The organism is Psychrilyobacter sp., from assembly GCF_037132775.1.
Lineage (GTDB): Bacteria > Fusobacteriota > Fusobacteriia > Fusobacteriales > Fusobacteriaceae > Psychrilyobacter.
Genome location: NZ_JBAHZY010000027.1, coordinates 1 through 17,388 on the forward strand (window position 1 = coordinate 1; position 17,388 = coordinate 17,388).

Genomic DNA, 17,388 nt, shown 5'->3' on the forward strand with positions numbered 1-17,388 from the left:
AAACGATCTTAAATTTAAACTTAGAAGAGTAAGTTTTTCGTGTATTCATAATCAAAATCCCCCATATTGTTTTCTTAAATTATACCCTATTTTTTTGCTTAAGGTTAAACACTCTTTGTATGAATTTATACGACCATTATAGAAATACATATTCAAATTAATAAAAAAATCTCCTCAATTAACAAACTCCACTCCATTAACTAAGAAAATTTAATTGATTTTCACTAAACTTTAAAAATACCCTATTCTACATTTTTTATAACTACTTTTTTAAATTTCTTTTTAATTTTTTCTTTGTATTTCTCAGTTAATTCTTCTCCATTTTTTATAACTATAGTTTTAACTACATCTCGATCATTTAGTTTTTTTAATGATTTATAAGATACCGAGTCATATGCAGATACATCTGGACTACCCTCTAAAAATACTATTAAATCTGCATCTTCACGCATCACATAAAAATCAACTATTTTAGAAGTCTTTAAAAAATTTTCATCTTCCGATATTTTTAAAAAAGCTTCTATTGGTAAATGTCTAACAACTCTAGAAGTTCCATTTTCATATTTTACTTTTACATTTCTAGTTCTTATTTTTATGTCATTTTCTGAATTACACAACAATTCTGTTCTTACATCTTGTATACTATCCACTTTGATCTTACTCATCTAATCCCTCCTTTTTTAATACTAACACAAAACATTAATCATAATTATATCTATTTGTTTTTTAGATTAATTATTCACTTTCTCATCTAATTTTTTCCCAGATTTAAATTTAATTATTTTTTTAGCAAAAATTGTGATCTCTTCCCCTGTTTGAGGATTTCTTCCTATTCTTTCCTCTCTTTGAACTATTTTAAACTTTCCCCATCCTGTGAAGTTCACTTCTTTTCCAGAGGTCAATAATTCTCCTACAAGATCCATGAAAGAATTTAAACTTGTTTCAGCTTCCACCTTAGTTTTAAAAGTTCCTTTTTCTTTATACAAAGACACAAAATCTTTCTTGCTTACAACTAATTTTTCCTCCATTTTTTCAACTGTATAGAAACTTTTCTTAGGAGAAACAATTTTTTCTTCTTTTTTTAAAGCTTTTATAGCTTTGGTAACTTCCTTACTGTCTACCTTCAACACTTTAGCAATATCCCTAGTTTTTAGTGGTTCTGATTTGGCCAATAACTTTAAAATTTTTTCTTTCATAGGTTCATCCTCCATTTTTTTATATTTTAATACAATTATACCTCCATTTTACTCAATTGCAAGGGGAAAAGAGAAAATAAATTATTGATTGTCATTTAAGTAAAATAAGTATATAGTTATATTAGGTAATAGTAATGTTTTAGGAGGTTTTTTATGGAAAATTTATATGACTTAATTATATTAGGAGCCGGACCTGCTGGTTTATCTGCAGGGCTTTACGGTGCAAGAGGAATGATGAAAACACTTGTAATAGAGAAAAATATGCTGGTAGGAGGTCAAATTTCTACTACATCCGAGATTGAAAATTATCCCGGTGGAATGATCTCTGAATCGGGTACTGAAATTGCAATGAGGATGGAAAATCAGGCTGTAAATTTTGGATGTGAATTCAAGACCGATACCATCATTAATCTTAACTTAGAGTCTAAAATAAAAACTCTAACTGGTGACTCAGGAATAGAGTATAGAGCTAAATCCGTTATCCTAGCTACTGGAGCATCTCCTAGATTAGCCGGTGTCCCTTGGTGAAAAAGAATATACCGGTAGAGGAGTCTCCTATTGTGCTACCTGTGACGGATTTTTTGTAAGGGATTTGGAAGTATTTGTTATTGGAGGTGGAGATACTGCTGTAGAAGAAGCTATATTTTTAACTAAATTTGCTAAAAAAGTAAATGTAGTCCACAGAAGAGACAAGTTAAGAGCTGCTAAATCTATACAGGAAAAAGCATTTAAAAACGAAAAGATAAACTTCATTTGGGATACCACTGTAGAAGAGATGAAGGGTCACCCTATTAGAGGTCTCGAGAGTGTTCTTTTAAAGAATAATATAACTGGGGAGATTACAGAACACACTGGAGGAAATAAACCAATCGGTGTATTTGTTCTAGTTGGAAATATTCCAAATAGCGAATTATTTAAAGATAAATTAGTAGTTAATCCTGGTGGTTTTTTAATTGCAGATGAAAAAACTCTAAATGTAAAACTTTCTTCTACCAAAGAAAACTTAGAAGGCGTGTATGTTGCAGGAGATTGCAGGGAAAAATTATTATATCAAGCGATAACTGCTTCTGCTGACGGTGCAATAGCTGCTGTAGTCAGCGAGAAATACGTAGAAGAAAACTTTAATTAAAAAATTAGGAGTTAACCAGTCATTAGATTGGTTAACTCCCTTTTTTTATCTGGATGCAACATCACGCTACTTTTTTATTTCACATTTTTTAAGATCATTGCTGTCCCCATTCCTCCTCCAATACAGAGGGATGCTAAACCATATGTCATATTTCTCTTCTTCATCTCATGGATAAGAGTCGTGGCAATCCTATTTCCACTAGCTCCTACAGGATGTCCTAAAGCTATAGCTCCTCCATTTACATTGGTTTTATCAGTAAACCAATCCAAAGTCACATCATATTGTCTAGTTAATTCTGTCATCACTCCAAGAGCCTGTGCTGCAAAGGCTTCGTTTAGTTCCAATAACTCCATCTCTTTTAATGTCATTTTAGCTTTTTTCAAAACATTCTTAATAGCAGGAACTGGTCCCATCCCCATGATAGATGGATCAACCCCCCCTTGTCCAGTGGCAACTATCTCCACCAAGGGAGTCAGATTATATTTTTTGACAGCTTCCTCGGAAGCCACTAGCATTACACTTGCTCCGTCATTTATTCCAGAAGCATTTCCTGCTGTAACCGTTCCATCTTTTTTAAAGATAGTTTTTAGCTTTCCTAATTTTTCCAAACTTGTTTTTCTATTTGGGTGCTCATCAGTATCAAAAATTATAGTTTCCCTTCTAGACTTTACCTCTATAGGTACTATCTCATCTTTAAATCTACCACTGTCTATAGCAGCTATAGCTTTCCTTTGAGACTCTACGGCAAAGACATCTTGAGACTCCTTGGATAAATTATATTTTTCGGCTATATTTTCAGCTGTAACTCCCATATGATATCCTTTGAAAGCATCTGTAAGAGCATCACAAACCATATGATCTACAGTTTTGAAATCTCCCATCTTATGCCCCGATCTAGTAGATTCAGGAATCAAGTATGGTGCTGTAGACATAGATTCTACTCCTCCAGCCATTATCAGATTAGCTTCACCAGATTTTATAGCATTATATGCTAGCATCACAGTTTTCATTCCGCTTCCACAAATTATATTGACTGTGTATGCTGGAACCTCCACTGGAACTCCTCCATCTATCGCTGCTTGTCTTCCTACGCCCTGACCTTGTCCTGCTGAAAGCACATTCCCCAAGATTACTTCATCTATATTTTTAGGATCAATTTTAGTTTCTTCAATTATATTTCTTATAACTGTTCCACCTAATTTTGCTGCTTTCACACCACTTAAACTTCCCATAAATGAACCTACTGCCGTTCTCTTAGCCGAAACTATATATACCTTTGACATCTTAACACCCCTTGTAAAAAATCCAACCAATTATAAAGTGAAATTTATAACTACTCTCTTTTTTTTTTTACCTATAATCTCATTCCACCATTTGTACTAAGTGTATGTCCTGTTACGTAACTTGCATCGTCACTAGCTAAGAATAATGCTACTTTTGCTATTTCTTCTGGCTGACCCAATCTACCTAACATTGTCATTTTAGCAAATTTATCCAATAAATCTTGTGGAACAGTTTTTAATATATCAGTCATTACATAACCTGGTGCTATGGCGTTTACCCTTACTGCTGCACCTTTTCTAGCAAATTCTTTTGCCCAAGTTTTAGTCAATCCGATAATTCCTGCTTTAGTAGCCGCGTAGTTAGCCTGTCCAACATTTCCATATTCTCCTACTACCGATGATATATTGATGATAGACCCTGCCCCTATAGTCATCATATGAGGTCCTACAAATTTAGTCAGATTGAATACACCTTTTAAATTAACATCTATTACCAGATTCCACATCTCATCTGTGATTTTATGAGTCAATGCATCTCTAGTTATCCCTGCATTATTTACCAAAATATCTATCTTTCCGTATTTTTCTACTGCATAATTAAAAAAGGTCTCACAAGCTTTTGGATCTGTTACATTGAGCTTATAACCCTCAACATTTTTTTCTGTATAAGTCAAATCACCCATATCTGCCGCTATTACCTTTGCTCCATTTTTAGCAAATAATTTTGACATCTCAGCACCTATTCCATTAGCTCCACCAGTCACAACGCACACTTTTCCTTCTAATCTCATTTTTGCCTCCCTTTTTTAATTTTTCTTCAACACTAATATATACTATAATTTCTCTATTCTATAAACATTCTACAATACTTTTTTTCTTTACTGGAACTCTGACAGGCATATTTATTCCGTATTTTTTTTGAGAGATAGTTCATTAAATAATAAAATGTTACCACTATTACCTGATTTAGTCAATAATAAATTCATAAAAAAAGTATGTTTTTTCAAACTCAAACCCCACAAATAAGCTATTCTTAGTTACACTATAAAATGAATTTCACAAAAAATAATTTAATTTATTAAAAAATCGTATCCCAAACTTTAGTGAGTGACTATTCAAAAAAAAAAACATTTTTTTGAAAAAAGTGTTGACAACAGCAATAAAAAGTTATATAAACTTAGTAAGAAATAATTTTTTTATATAAAAAGTGAAAAAAATAACTTTTTTAACAAAAGGGGGCATAAATTGAATTTTGGATTGAATGAAGAATACAAAATATTAGAAAAAATGATCAGTGAGTTCACAGAAAGAGAAGTTAAACCCATAGCTGGAGAGATCGATGAAGAGGAAAGATTTCCTGTAGAAACTGTGGAAAAAATGGCTAAATTAGGACTTTTTGGTATTCCTATAGCTAAGGAATATGGAGGAGAAGGTGGAGATAACCTCATGTATTCTATGGTAGTAGAAGAACTTTCTAAAGCTTGCGGGACTACGGGAGTAATCGTATCTGCACATACTTCACTTGGAATGGCTCCTATCTATGAATTTGGTACAGAGGAACAAAAACAAAGATATTTACCTAAGATGTGTAGTGGAGAGTGGCTTGGGGCTTTTGGATTAACTGAACCAAATGCTGGAACCGATGCTGCAGGGCAACAAACTACAGCTTATTTAGATGAAGAAACTAATGAATGGGTACTTAACGGTTCCAAGATATTTATTACCAATGCTGGATATGCACATATCTATGTTATTTTTGCTATGACCGATAAATCTAAAGGATTAAAAGGTATCACAACATTTATTGTAGAAGCAGACAGAAAAGGATTTAGTATCGGAAAGAAAGAAAAAAAATTAGGAATAAAAGCCTCAGCTACTTGTGAACTTATATTTGAAGAGTGCAGAATTCCTAAAGAAAATTTATTAGGAGCTGTCGGTAAAGGATTTAAAATAGCTATGATGACTCTTGATGGTGGACGTATTGGTATAGCTTCTCAAGCCTTAGGAATTGCCCAAGGTGCATTAGATGAAACTGTAAAATATGTAAAAGAGAGAACTCAATTTGGAAGATCTATTTCTAAATTCCAAAATACTCAATTTCAATTAGCTGATATGGACACAAAAATAGAAGCTTCAAGATTATTAGTTAGAAAAGCTGCCACAAAGAAAGACAATAAGGAAAAATATTCTGTAGAAGCTGCCATGGCAAAATTATTTGCTTCGGAAACAGCTATGGAAGTAACTACAAAAGCTGTTCAACTTCATGGAGGATACGGTTACACTAGAGACTATCCTGTAGAAAGAATGATGAGAGATGCCAAGATAACTGAGATATATGAGGGAACTTCTGAAGTTCAAAAAATGGTAATAGCAGCAAGTTTATTGAAGTAATAAAATATAAAAATGGGGGATTTTATGAATATAGTAGTTTGTATAAAACAGGTACCAGATACCACAGAGATCAGATTAGATCCAATCAAGGGAACATTAATTAGAGACGGTGTCCCTAGTATTATAAATCCAGATGATAAAGCTGGTTTAGAGGAAGCGCTAAAGTTAAAAGATCTTCATGGAGCACATATCACAGCAATTACAATGGGACCTCCTCAGGCAGAGCAAGTTCTAAAAGAAGCTTTTGCAATGGGTGTAGATAAAGGAATACTCTTAACTGATAGAAAATTTGCAGGGGCAGATTCACTTGCAACTTCAAATGCTTTAGCAGGGGCACTAAAAAAATTAGACTTTGATATAATAATCACAGGAAGACAAGCTATTGACGGAGATACAGCACAAGTTGGACCGCAGTTAGCAGAACATCTGGGACTACCTCAAATGTCATACGTAAAAGAGATAGATATCGTAGGTGAAAATTTAGTAAGAGTAAAAAGAGGTGTAGAAGATGGTTATCAATTATTAGAATCAGAGACTCCTTGTGTTCTGACTGTATTATCGGAAGCTAATAATCCTAGATATATGTCAGTTTCTAAAATAATAGAAGCTGTTAGAGAGAAAAAAATAGAAGTTTGGAATACTAGTATGATCGATATCGATTTAGAAGTTCTAGGACTTGCTGGTTCTCCTACAAAGGTTAAAAAATCATTTACTAAAGGTGCAAAATCAGCTGGTAAAATCCATGAAGTTACACCACAAGAAGCTGTTACAATAATTGTAGATAAATTAAAAGAAAATTTCATTATATAAGTAGGGGGATCAATGAATTTAAATGAATATAAAGGCGTATATATATTTATAGAACAAAAATCTAGGGAAATTCAAAATGTGTCCCTTGAATTATTAGGTAGAGGTAGAGGGCTAGCTGACACCTTAGGAGAGGAGTTAGTAGCGGTATTTTTAGGAGATAAAATTAAAGATCAATGTCAAAATCTTATTTCATATGGAGCAGATAGAGTAATCTATGTAGATAGTCCTTTATTGGATAGATATTTAACTGAACCATATGCTCAAGCACTTACTGCTATCTCAGAATTTGAAAAACCAAATATAATTTTAGTTGGAGCTACTTCTACAGGAAGAGACCTTGCTCCTAGAGTATCTGCAAGATTAGCTACAGGACTTACAGCAGATTGTACATCTCTTGAAATTTCAGAAGAGAGAGAAATGCTTATGACGCGTCCTGCTTTCGGTGGAAACTTAATGGCGACTATTGTATGTCCAGATCATAGACCACAAATGTCTAGTGTAAGACCTGGAGTAATGCAAAAATTAGCAGTAGATACTACTAGAACTGGTGAAATCATAGAGTTTGGTGTGAATTTTGATGAAAGTAAATTTAAAGTTAGATTTATTGATGAAGTAAAAGAAACTAAGCAGCTTGTAAAAATTGAAGATGCTAATATCTTAGTATCAGGTGGTCGTGGTGTTGGAACAGCTCAAAACTTTAAAAATTTAGAAATCTTGGCTGATAATATTGGCGCTACAGTTTCCTCTTCTCGTGCTATGATAGATGCAGGGATCATGGGTCACGATAGACAGGTAGGACAAACTGGAAAAACAGTTAGACCGGATATCTATTTTGCCTTGGGAATCTCTGGAGCTATCCAGCATATTGCCGGGATGGAAGAATCTGAATATATTATAGCTATAAATAAAGACAAGGGAGCTAACATATTCAATACTGCAGATCTTGGTATTGTTGGAGACGTAAATAAGATCTTACCACTTTTAAATAATGAACTTAGTAAATTAAGTCAGCAAAAAGTATAGTCATATATTTAAAAATAGAGAGAAAGGCCATGGACAAAATTAATTGTTTATGGTCTTTTCTTTCGTGTTATAATAGAGAGAATTAATTGGAATAAAAACAAAGTTGCTCTTGGAGGAAGTATGAAAAAAAAGACTAAACAAAAAATTATAGATTCAGCCATTGATCTTTTTTCAAAAGATTCATATGGAAAAGTTTCAATAGCTCAAATCTGTAAAAATGCGAAAATTTCAAATGGTATAATATATAACTATTTTAGAAATAAAGAGGAGTTATTTACATATCTTTTGGAAGAAACCAGCAACAGAATTGAAGAACAGTTTAAAAATATAGAGGGAACTAATCTTCAAGCTAGAATGGAAAATTTTATCCTCCTAAATTTTGATATAACTGTGAAAGAATTCCCCCTTATCAGAGTGTATCGAGAGGGACAGTATAAATTTATCGAATATGAACAGAAACTTAGAAAAGTTTATTTAGAAGCATTGAAAGTTGTGTATGGAAGGGAACTAAAGGAGTTAGAATATCTCTTTATAATGTCAGGAATAAGATATATAAATGTAAATTTTGTAAAGAGAAACCTCGAGATAGATGAAAAATTTTTAGCTCAAGTCCTTCTCCATGGGTTTTTTAATAGAAGCGATTTAGAAGTAGAAAGTTTTGAAGATATGGATTTTTATTTGAGGGTTTTATTTAATAGCGGGAATAAAAAACATAAACTTTTAGAGGTAGGAGAAAAACTTTTTGGTGAGACAAATTATTACAAGGTTACCATAAATGATATTGCTGGAGAAACTCAGATAGGTGTAGGTAGTTTTTATCATTTCTATGAAAATAAAGAGGTCTTCCTCCGAGAAATTGTAGCAAATTTAAAAAAAACAACACTTTATTTTTTGAAAGATAATGTTCAAAAAAATTTTTCTGTAAATGAGACCCACATACTCTTCCTCTATCTATTATTAGAATTTTATGGAAGATCGCCCCATAAATACGAGCTTTTGAGAAGATCAGAATTTATAGCTGAAGATATGGTTATAGATTACAATAATTCCTTGGATGAACTCTATATAAAAACAATGGAAGGCCTCCCCTATAAATTTGAAGAAAAAAGAATAATCTCATCAGTATTATTAGGGGTAGCACATTATATGGGCATTGAATTTTTCTTCACGAAAAATATTAAAGATAAGGGTGAATTTTTGGAAGAGATGAAGGGTTATTTTGCAAATGGACTAAGGGAATAATAAAGAATTTGAAAAAATGAAGGAGAAAAAAAGAATGAAATTAATAGTAGGGTTGGGAAATCCAGGTAATAAATACCATAATACAAGACATAATATAGGATTTGACGTAATAGACTATTTAGCAGAAGAATTAGGAGTGACTAATTTTAGAGATAGATTCAATGCTGATTTTGGAGAAGCTATCCTCGACGGAGAGAAGGTTTTTTTACTTAAACCTATGACATTTATGAATCTCAGTGGTGATTCTATAAGAGAAGCTGTCAAATTCTACAAGTTAGATCCCATTGAAGATCTGGTAGTCATCTATGACGATATGGACATTACACTAGGTAAACTTAAAATCAAAAAAAAGGGAAGAGCCGGGGGACACAATGGAGTGAAATCTATTATTTTCCACCTTGGAGAAGAGTTTATCAGAATAAAATGTGGAATTGGAAAACCAAAAAGAACCGAGGAAGTTATAAACTTTGTTTTAGATACATTCAGTAAAAAAGATAGAGTTGAGGAGATTGAACCTCTTATAGAAACTGCATCTAAAGCTGCTAAATCTATGATCTCTGCCAAAAGCATCGACAGGGTTATCGAAAAATTTAACAGAAAATAATCTAGGAGTATTCAATGAAATTAGAAAAAAAAAATATTGCAGGACTAGCCATAGTAGCCTGTCTACTCTGGTCCACTGCATTTGCAGGAGTTAAAATTGGATTCGAATATATGCCAAAACCGTTTACATTTGCGGGACTTAGGTTTACATTAGCAGGACTTATCTTGGTCCCTTTTGCTTGGAAACGAGATAGTTTTACCCAGCTTTTCATCCATAGAAAGGTAATAGCATATGTCGTTTTTCTAAATACGGCTATTGGTTATGCACTTTACTATATAGCCATGGGTTATGTAGGAGGAGCTACTGCCGCCATTATTATTGGATCAGGACCACTTATCACAGCTGTTATGACCCACTTTACCATGGCTGATGATAGAATGGATAGATATAAAGGCTTAAGTATATTGCTTGGATTATTAGGGATAGTTGTTATTATGGTGAATTCAAAACCTCTTACACCAGTTGGTCAAAAAGAGATCTTTGGAATCCTCCTACTCTTGACTAATTCCACCCTAACTAGTTTTGCCAATATAAAGATAGCTCAGCTAAAAAAAGAAATTTCAGGAGTGTTTTTAACCACCAATCAAATGTTGTGGGGTGGACTTATCCTTCTAGGGATGGGAAGAATATTCGAAGGAGAAATTGAGTTAAACCAGCCAATTAATTTTTATATCACTTTAGTTTGGCTTGCCTTAGTATCAGCTGTCGCTTTCTCTATCTGGTTTTTCTTAATCCAAGTAGATGGAGTAAAGGTATCAGAACTTAATATGTTTAAGTTTTTTATTCCTGTTTCGGGAGCCATCATCAGTTGGAGTATCTTACCCAATGAATCTCCTAACCTTATCTCTTTTATTGGAATGGGATGTGTATTTGGAGCACTCATAGTAAATCAGAAGTTTTCAAAAAATAAGAAATGAGAAGCCACCCGGCTTCTCACTTCTTATTTTTTGTTTCTTATTTTTTTGTTAAAATTTAATTTTTATTTTCCATAAAAAAATAGCTAGATCACATAGTGACCTAACTATTTATAATTGGTTTATACAAATTCGATTATTGCCATTGGTGAAGAGTCTCCTCTTCTGATACCAGTTTTCATAATTCTAGTATATCCACCTTTTCTTTCAGTATACTTAGGAGCTACGTCAGCAAATAATTTTGCTACAGTATCTTTGTCTCTTAAGAATGCAAGAGCTCTTCTTCTTGCAGCTAAGTCTCCTTTTTTACCTAAAGTAACCATTCTTTCAGCAAATTTTCTTAATTCCTTCGCTCTAGTTACAGTTGTTTCTATTCTTTCTTCATTTATTAAAGAAATAGTTAAGTTCATTAACATAGCCATTCTATGTTTTGTCCTTCTACCTAACTTTCTATATGATTTATTATGATTCATTTTTAAGCTAGCCTCCTTTGCTTATAAAATTAATTAGAGGTATTGTTACCCTGTAAGTCAAAACCTAATTCTCTCATTTTGTCCAAAATTTCATCCAGTGATTTTCTTCCTAAGTTTTTGATTTTTAACAATTCAGTTAATCCCATCTCAGAAAGTTGACCAACGTCTTCAATTCCAGCCTTTTTAAGACAATTGAATGATCTTACAGTAAGATCTAACTCCTCAATTTTAGTTCCTGCCACATTATTTTCAACAACAGCTGTTACAGGCTCATCATTTAACTCTTCTTCTTCTTGATCTCTTAAACTCTCCATTCTGTCACCAATCTCTAAGAATGGGTTGAAGTGGAAATTTAATAACTCAACTGCATATGAAATTGCATCTCTGATTTCAACACTTCCATCAGTTGCAACATTTAATGTTAATTTATCAAAATCAGTTTGTCTTCCTACCATTGTATCTTCTACAGAGTAAGAAACTTTTTTGATTGGAGTATATATCGCATCAATTGGGATATACTCTATAGACCAATCTGTATTATCAATATCATCTGCAACTACAAAACCTTCTCCAGTATCAACCATAAATTCCATATCTATTCTTCTGTCAGTAGTAACTGTACAGATAACATGATCAGGATTTATTATTTCGATACCAGCATCTGGAATGATGTCAGCAGCTGTAATGATTCTTGGTCCTTCTATTGATAGTGTCATTTTTTTCTCACCAGGTTCAACAGCTTTAACTACGATATCCTTAACATTAAGGATAATATCAGTTACAGCTTCTTTAACACCTTCCATAGTAGAAAATTCATTTAAAACACCGTCAATTCTTACACCTTTAATAGCTGTTCCTGGAATAGATGATAATAACACTCTTCTAAATGCATTCCCAATCGTATTTCCATACCCTCTATATAGTGGTTCCACTACATAACTTCCACTAAACTCACTAGTTTTTTCTTCTGTAATGTTTATATTTCTTGCTAATTTTTCGATCTTTAACATTGAATCACTCCTACATAAAATTTTGTGCTCTCAAAACTTATTATCTTGAGTAGAATTCTACGATTAATGCTTCATTTAATTCGAAGTCCACATCGTCTTTTGTAGGGTTCTGTAAGATTTTCCCAGCAAAGTTAGCTTTATCTAATTCAATCCAAGCAGGTGCGTTAGCATCTTCTAAAGATGATTTGATTAAATCAACATTTTTTGAATTTTCTATAACTGCTACAACATCTCCAGCTTTAACTCTGTAAGACGCGATATTTACTTTTCTTCCATTTACAGAAACATGTCCATGAGATACAACTTGTCTAGCTTGTCTTCTAGTAGAAGCAAACCCCATTCTGTATACTACATTTACTAATCTTCTCTCTAAATATTGAATCAAGTTAAGACCTGTTACTCCTTCTTTTCTTGAAGCTTCCTCATATAACTTTTTGAATTGCTTTTCCATTACAGCATATACGAATTTCGCTTTTTGCTTTTCTCTTAATTGAATAGCATATTCAGTTGGTTTTTGATTTGCATTGGGTCTAGGACCTCTCTTTGATTTTTTATTTATACCTAAAACTATTGGATCCAATCCAAGAGCTCTACATCTCTTTAATACAGGCTGTCTATTAATTGCCATTGACCTATATCCTCCTTTTTTTTCTTATTTAACTCCGATAATCAGAATTCTTTTATCTACAATAATTGTGAATAAGTGAACTACACTCTTCTCTTTTTAGGTGGTCTACATCCGTTATGTGGAATTGGTGTAGCATCAACAATTTTTGATACTTCTAATCCAGCTGCTTGTAATGATCTGATAGTAGCTTCTCTTCCAGAACCAGGTCCCTTCACTCTTACTTCTACCTTTTTCATTCCATGTTCCATAGCTGCTTTAGCTACTTCTTCCGCTGCTATTTGAGCTGCGAATGGAGTTCCTTTTTTAGTATTCTTGAATCCTGAAGTTCCTCCAGATTTCCAAGCTATAACTCTTCCTTCGGTATCTGTGATAGCGATGATAGTGTTATTAAAAGTTGAATGTATATGAGCTATTCCTAAAGGAATATTCTTTTTTATTTTCTTAGTTTTAACTGCGCCTCTTTTCTTAGCCAAGTTAACTCCTCCTTACTTAAAATTTTCTATATAATTAGATTTATTATTATTATTTCTTATTAACTGCTTTCTTTGGTCCTTTAACAGTCCTTGCATTTGTTTTAGACTTTTGCCCTCTTACAGGTAAGTTTGCTCTATGTCTAGAACCTCTATAACATCTGATGTCTAATAGTCTCTTGATATCCATTCTGATGTCTTTTCTTAAGTCACCCTCAACTTTAACTCCGTCAACTATAGCTCTTATCTTGTTTAATTCTTCTTCAGTCATATCTTTAACTCTAATATCAAAGCTTACTCCAGCTTCCGTTAAAACTCTTTCTGAAGTTGTTTGTCCGATTCCAAAGACATAAGTTAATGCGATTACGATTCTCTTATTTCTAGGGATATCTACTCCTGCTACTCTTGCCACGTATTTTCCTCCTCGTTTACTTTATATATCGCTTGGTATAATAACCAGCTAAACACTTTCCTCGACATGCCTTTTGATTACTTCGAATTTTCATCCAAAAGTACCGCCTCTACAGGTCAACATATCTTTACAGTACGCATTTTTCAAATGTGTGTTGCTTTCAATTACCCTTGAACTTGCTTGTGCTTAGGATTAGATTTACAGATTACTCTGATCTTTCCATGTCTTTTTATGATCTTACACTTATCGCAAATAGGCTTTACTGATGCTCTTACTTTCATTTGAAACCTCCTCTCACAAAAAAATTATTTTTTTCTGTAAACAATTCTCCCTCTTGATAAATCATAAGGTGAAACTTGAACTAATACCTTATCTCCAGGCAAGATTCTAATGTAATGCATTCTCATCTTTCCTGATATGTGACCTAAAATCACATGTCCGTTCTCTAATTCTACTTTAAACATAGCATTAGGTAACGTTTCAAGTATTACCCCTTCTAATTCTATTACGTCTTGTTTCGCCATACTTCCTCCTCGAAACTTATTGTTAATACCGAATTATTATATCATAAGTCGTACAAGAAGTCTACTTTTAATTTTTGTTTTATCCTATTTTTTTAGTTTCTAACAGAGGCAAAAATATTGGTTCTTCAGATTTATAAATTGACTATTCACAAACTATATTTATTGGCTTAGATTTAATATGTCGCCCCTAATTTTAACACCGATTAAACACAAATTAGTTTACCATGAATTACGCTAATTTCCACTAATAAACTTTTTTTTGTCACCAATCTACACTAATTTTTACAAAAACTTTTGACACAGATTTCAAACCATATTATTTCTTATTTTATTTTTCATATTCACTTAAAATTAGTGGTTTTCCATCTACAATAGCTACCGAATGTTCGAAGTGTGCACTTCTCTTTCCATCTTTAGTAACCGCTGTCCAGCCATCATCCAAAATTCCTACCTTATATGATCCTGAATTTACCATAGGCTCTATAGCAATTACCATTCCTTCTTCTAATTTTATCCCTCTTCCTTTTCTTCCAAAGTTCATTACCATAGGATCTTCATGCATAGTATATCCTACTCCATGACCACAAAAATCTCTTACCACTGTAAATTTGTTTTTCTTTACATAACTTTCTATGGCATTTCCAAGATCTCCTAACCTGTTACCAGCATAACATTGTTCAATCCCTATTTCCAGGGCTTTTTTAGTTACTTCTAGTAATTTTTTTGATTCCTCGTCTATCTCCCCTACAGGAAAAGTTATTGCTGAATCTCCAAAGTAACCATCTAAATTAGTTACAGTGTCGATACTTACTATATCTCCTTCCTGTAAGATTCTATCACTAGGTATCCCGTGTACTACTACTTCATTTACAGATATACAAGACCCTGCTGGATAAGCATTCTGTGGTCCTCCTACTCCTATAGTTGCAGGAACTGCACCCTGACTTCTGATATAGTCCTCTATTATCTTGTTAAGCTCGCCTGTTGATGCTCCCGGTACTATCTTACTAGGTAATATTTCATTATATAATCTAGCAATTATTTGATTGGCTGCCTTTATCTTTTCTATCTCTTCTCTGGTCTTAATTGTTATTGACATTTTATTCCTCCTTACATTTCCTTTTTTAGATAGATTATCCTAATATTTTAAATATATCTTCCTTTACTTCTGAAACATCTTTCGTTCCATCTACTTCTGCCATTACCCCTCTGCTAGTATAAAAATCAAATAATGGTGCAGTTTGAGAATGATATGAAGCTAATCTATTTACAACAGTCTCAGCTGTATCATCTTTTCTTATGATCAATGCTTCTCCACAGTAGTCACAGATATCTGTAGATTTTGGTGGGTTAAATTCAACATGGAAAGATGCTCCACATTTAGGGCATACCCTTCTTCCAGTTATTCTGTCTACAATTAGATCATCAGGCACATTTAGAGATATTACTCTATCCAGGGATATTTTCATATTTCCCATCAATTCTTCTAGTGCCTCTGCCTGAGGAATTGTTCTAGGGAATCCATCTAAGATAAATCCTTCCATACAATCTGCTTCGCCTAATCTATCTCTTATTATCCCGATAATCGTTGAATCCGGCACTAAGCTCCCCTCATCCATGAATTTTTTTGCTTCTAATCCCATCTTTGTTCCAGCTTTTATAGCAGCTCTCAAGATATCTCCTGTTGATATTTGAGGTATATCGTATTTTTCTATTAAAAATTTTGCTTGTGTACCTTTACCGGCACCTGGTGCTCCAAATAACATGATATTCATTGAATAATCACTCCTTAAGTTTTTTATATTTACAGGGCATTATACTATATATCTGTTATTTTTTAAAGGTTGTTTTGCTATAAAAATATCCTACCTACCTGATCTAATGTATCTTTTTTTTCTTTTCTGAAATATGGAATGGTTAAAATTTATCTACCGCTGAATTCGATACGTATAAATTCAATAAATTTTTGCTGATTATTCTTCTGTTCCTGCCAAAATTCGTCTATCGAATCTGGATAAACTCTATTTATTATAATTTTATCAACTTTTATACCATATCCTTCCAAGCTTTTTATTCCACGCTTGGTTTCCAAAAAAGATAATTTTTCCGGATTCATCACAAAATAAAATGAAACTATCTTTGGATTCCCGAGTATTTCGCTTATTTTTACCAGATTATCCCGTCTTTTTTCCAAAATATCCAATACTCTATCATCTTCAATTCTATCTTTTTTTTTAAACTTCATGTTTTTAAGCATTAAAATTTTTCTTCTTTTTTTTATGAGTGTATTCATCCAAATATTTACAGACTTCGGCAGATTAATTAAATGCAATGTATGACCTGTAGGTGCAGTATCAAAAATTATATAATCATAACTTTGATTTCCTGTTATAATTTTATTGATTTTTTCAAAAATAGACGATTCATATGTCCCGGGAGAATTTTTCGCCTTATTCAATTGACCTTGAATTTCACCCATGATTACAGGGCTTAGCATAAGGTTACACTGTCTTTTAATTTTTGATAGATATAACTCCGCTTCTTTTTCACCATCAATTTCCATTATATCCAGATTCTCTGAATATTTATATAATTCATCCTGTTGTTTTATTTTGATATCAAATAAATCACTTGTCGAATGAGCCGGATCAGTTGAAACCAGTAATACTTTATTTTTTTTAGAATGTATAAAAGCTATAGAAGAAGCACATGTTGTTTTACCAACACCTCCTTTTCCACCCACAAAAATAATCTTTTTCATAATTTATTATCTCTCTTTTATTCTATAGTAGGCATTCCGTCACTTTAGTCTTCCATATTTTTTTTCTGTCTATCATTTTTTCTTCCCAATGAGCCAATTCTTCTCCTAAGATATGGTAGTAATTCCAAAGTGTAATAACTAGTAGGTAATTCTATCCCTAAATTCTCTGAAAAACACAAAAATAAAAATTGATCTACTCCGTCTACTAGTGATTCTTCTATTTTGCTTATAGACATGGCTTTATGATTAAATGCTCCTTGAAAAAAAAGTTTTAAATTAGCAATACATTTAAAAAATTTATCCATATATCCCTCCATATTTATTAATTAAATATTAAAGAAAGTCTAGTTACTGCAATAGTTCTAAGCTCTCTTTTCTATAAAATATGGTGGTCGTGTTTGTCAAACAGTTTATGAAAAAACTTAAGCAATTTTTTGAGTACCAAAATATACCTTAGCAGGTGTTTCATAATCTAAAGAACTATGTCCTCTATCGTTATTATAAAAATTAATATACCT

At 32.7% G+C, this 17,388-nt stretch carries 23 protein-coding genes; 8 read left to right on the forward strand and 15 right to left on the reverse strand.

Going from position 1 to position 17,388, the window contains the following annotated elements; translation table 11 throughout:
* Window positions 1–242: 242 nt before the first annotated feature.
* The gene (locus tag V5784_RS01640) at window positions 243–665 is read right to left on the reverse strand and encodes a hypothetical protein (RefSeq protein WP_336887306.1); all 423 of its coding nucleotides are present in this window, start codon (window positions 663–665) and stop codon (window positions 243–245) included.
* A gap of 66 nt (window positions 666–731) precedes the next feature.
* Window positions 732–1,196, reverse strand: coding sequence for an HU family DNA-binding protein (locus V5784_RS01645; protein ID WP_336887307.1), 465 nt, complete (start codon window positions 1,194–1,196; stop codon window positions 732–734).
* A gap of 153 nt (window positions 1,197–1,349) precedes the next feature.
* On the opposite strand from V5784_RS01645, the gene V5784_RS01650 reads away from it, so the two are divergent.
* A complete protein-coding gene (locus tag V5784_RS01650; protein WP_336887308.1) occupies window positions 1,350–1,724 on the forward strand; it encodes an NAD(P)/FAD-dependent oxidoreductase in 375 nt (124 codons plus the stop codon).
* A complete protein-coding gene (locus V5784_RS01655) occupies window positions 1,711–2,325 on the forward strand; it encodes an FAD-dependent oxidoreductase (RefSeq protein WP_336887309.1) in 615 nt (204 codons plus the stop codon). Before V5784_RS01650 ends, V5784_RS01655 begins: the two co-directional genes overlap by 14 nt.
* Before the next feature lie 74 nt (window positions 2,326–2,399).
* Here V5784_RS01655 and V5784_RS01660 read toward each other — a convergent pair whose 3' ends face one another.
* Together V5784_RS01660 and fabG are read right to left on the reverse strand one after the other, a co-directional pair.
* Entirely contained in the window at window positions 2,400–3,608 is a 1,209-nt protein-coding gene (locus tag V5784_RS01660; RefSeq protein ID WP_336887310.1) for an acetyl-CoA C-acetyltransferase, read from the reverse strand.
* Window positions 3,609–3,679: 71 nt separating this feature from the next.
* On the reverse strand, window positions 3,680–4,399 hold the full coding sequence (gene fabG / locus V5784_RS01665) for a 3-oxoacyl-ACP reductase FabG (RefSeq protein ID WP_336887311.1): 720 nt from the start codon (window positions 4,397–4,399) through the stop codon (window positions 3,680–3,682).
* Between the two features lie 454 nt (window positions 4,400–4,853).
* On the opposite strand from fabG, the gene V5784_RS01670 reads away from it, so the two are divergent.
* The 6 genes from V5784_RS01670 (at window position 4,854) to V5784_RS01695 (ending at window position 10,595) form a co-directional block, all read left to right on the forward strand.
* On the forward strand, window positions 4,854–5,999 hold the full coding sequence (locus V5784_RS01670; RefSeq protein WP_336887312.1) for an acyl-CoA dehydrogenase: 1,146 nt from the start codon (window positions 4,854–4,856) through the stop codon (window positions 5,997–5,999).
* A 24-nt stretch (window positions 6,000–6,023) separates the two neighbouring features.
* On the forward strand, window positions 6,024–6,809 hold the full coding sequence (locus V5784_RS01675; RefSeq protein WP_336887313.1) for an electron transfer flavoprotein subunit beta/FixA family protein: 786 nt from the start codon (window positions 6,024–6,026) through the stop codon (window positions 6,807–6,809).
* A 12-nt stretch (window positions 6,810–6,821) separates the two neighbouring features.
* The gene (locus tag V5784_RS01680) at window positions 6,822–7,832 is read left to right on the forward strand and encodes an electron transfer flavoprotein subunit alpha/FixB family protein (protein WP_336887314.1); all 1,011 of its coding nucleotides are present in this window, start codon (window positions 6,822–6,824) and stop codon (window positions 7,830–7,832) included.
* A 120-nt stretch (window positions 7,833–7,952) separates the two neighbouring features.
* A complete protein-coding gene (locus V5784_RS01685) occupies window positions 7,953–9,074 on the forward strand; it encodes a TetR/AcrR family transcriptional regulator (protein WP_336887315.1) in 1,122 nt (373 codons plus the stop codon).
* 34 nt (window positions 9,075–9,108) lie between these two features.
* Window positions 9,109–9,678, forward strand: coding sequence for an aminoacyl-tRNA hydrolase (gene pth, locus V5784_RS01690; RefSeq protein WP_336887316.1), 570 nt, complete (start codon window positions 9,109–9,111; stop codon window positions 9,676–9,678).
* 14 nt (window positions 9,679–9,692) lie between these two features.
* Window positions 9,693–10,595, forward strand: a complete 903-nt coding sequence (locus V5784_RS01695; RefSeq protein ID WP_336887317.1) for a DMT family transporter — start codon at window positions 9,693–9,695, stop codon at window positions 10,593–10,595.
* A gap of 119 nt (window positions 10,596–10,714) precedes the next feature.
* Here the strand turns inward: V5784_RS01695 and rplQ are convergent, their stop codons facing one another.
* The 11 genes from rplQ to V5784_RS01750 all read right to left on the reverse strand — a co-directional run bounded on the left by rplQ (window position 10,715) and on the right by V5784_RS01750 (window position 17,175).
* Window positions 10,715–11,065, reverse strand: coding sequence for a 50S ribosomal protein L17 (gene rplQ, locus V5784_RS01700; RefSeq protein ID WP_336887318.1), 351 nt, complete (start codon window positions 11,063–11,065; stop codon window positions 10,715–10,717).
* A gap of 29 nt (window positions 11,066–11,094) precedes the next feature.
* Window positions 11,095–12,075 (reverse strand): DNA-directed RNA polymerase subunit alpha, encoded by a 981-nt coding sequence (locus tag V5784_RS01705; RefSeq protein WP_336887319.1) that lies wholly within the window; start codon window positions 12,073–12,075, stop codon window positions 11,095–11,097.
* A gap of 40 nt (window positions 12,076–12,115) precedes the next feature.
* Window positions 12,116–12,703 (reverse strand): 30S ribosomal protein S4, encoded by a 588-nt coding sequence (rpsD, locus tag V5784_RS01710; RefSeq protein ID WP_336887320.1) that lies wholly within the window; start codon window positions 12,701–12,703, stop codon window positions 12,116–12,118.
* Window positions 12,704–12,783: 80 nt separating this feature from the next.
* Window positions 12,784–13,176, reverse strand: a complete 393-nt coding sequence (gene rpsK / locus V5784_RS01715) for a 30S ribosomal protein S11 (RefSeq protein WP_336887321.1) — start codon at window positions 13,174–13,176, stop codon at window positions 12,784–12,786.
* 49 nt (window positions 13,177–13,225) lie between these two features.
* A complete protein-coding gene (gene rpsM / locus V5784_RS01720) occupies window positions 13,226–13,585 on the reverse strand; it encodes a 30S ribosomal protein S13 (RefSeq protein ID WP_336887322.1) in 360 nt (119 codons plus the stop codon).
* A 164-nt stretch (window positions 13,586–13,749) separates the two neighbouring features.
* Window positions 13,750–13,866: a 50S ribosomal protein L36 gene (rpmJ, locus tag V5784_RS01725; RefSeq protein WP_336887323.1), complete on the reverse strand. Its 117-nt coding sequence runs from the start codon at window positions 13,864–13,866 to the stop codon at window positions 13,750–13,752.
* 24 nt (window positions 13,867–13,890) lie between these two features.
* Entirely contained in the window at window positions 13,891–14,109 is a 219-nt protein-coding gene (gene infA / locus V5784_RS01730) for a translation initiation factor IF-1 (RefSeq protein WP_028854821.1), read from the reverse strand.
* A gap of 328 nt (window positions 14,110–14,437) precedes the next feature.
* Entirely contained in the window at window positions 14,438–15,208 is a 771-nt protein-coding gene (gene map, locus V5784_RS01735; RefSeq protein WP_336887324.1) for a type I methionyl aminopeptidase, read from the reverse strand.
* Window positions 15,209–15,242: 34 nt separating this feature from the next.
* Entirely contained in the window at window positions 15,243–15,884 is a 642-nt protein-coding gene (locus V5784_RS01740) for an adenylate kinase (RefSeq protein WP_336887325.1), read from the reverse strand.
* A 149-nt stretch (window positions 15,885–16,033) separates the two neighbouring features.
* A complete protein-coding gene (locus tag V5784_RS01745; RefSeq protein WP_336887326.1) occupies window positions 16,034–16,870 on the reverse strand; it encodes a TRC40/GET3/ArsA family transport-energizing ATPase in 837 nt (278 codons plus the stop codon).
* 44 nt (window positions 16,871–16,914) lie between these two features.
* Window positions 16,915–17,175: a hypothetical protein gene (locus V5784_RS01750; RefSeq protein ID WP_336887327.1), complete on the reverse strand. Its 261-nt coding sequence runs from the start codon at window positions 17,173–17,175 to the stop codon at window positions 16,915–16,917.
* Window positions 17,176–17,388: the final 213 nt, after the last annotated feature.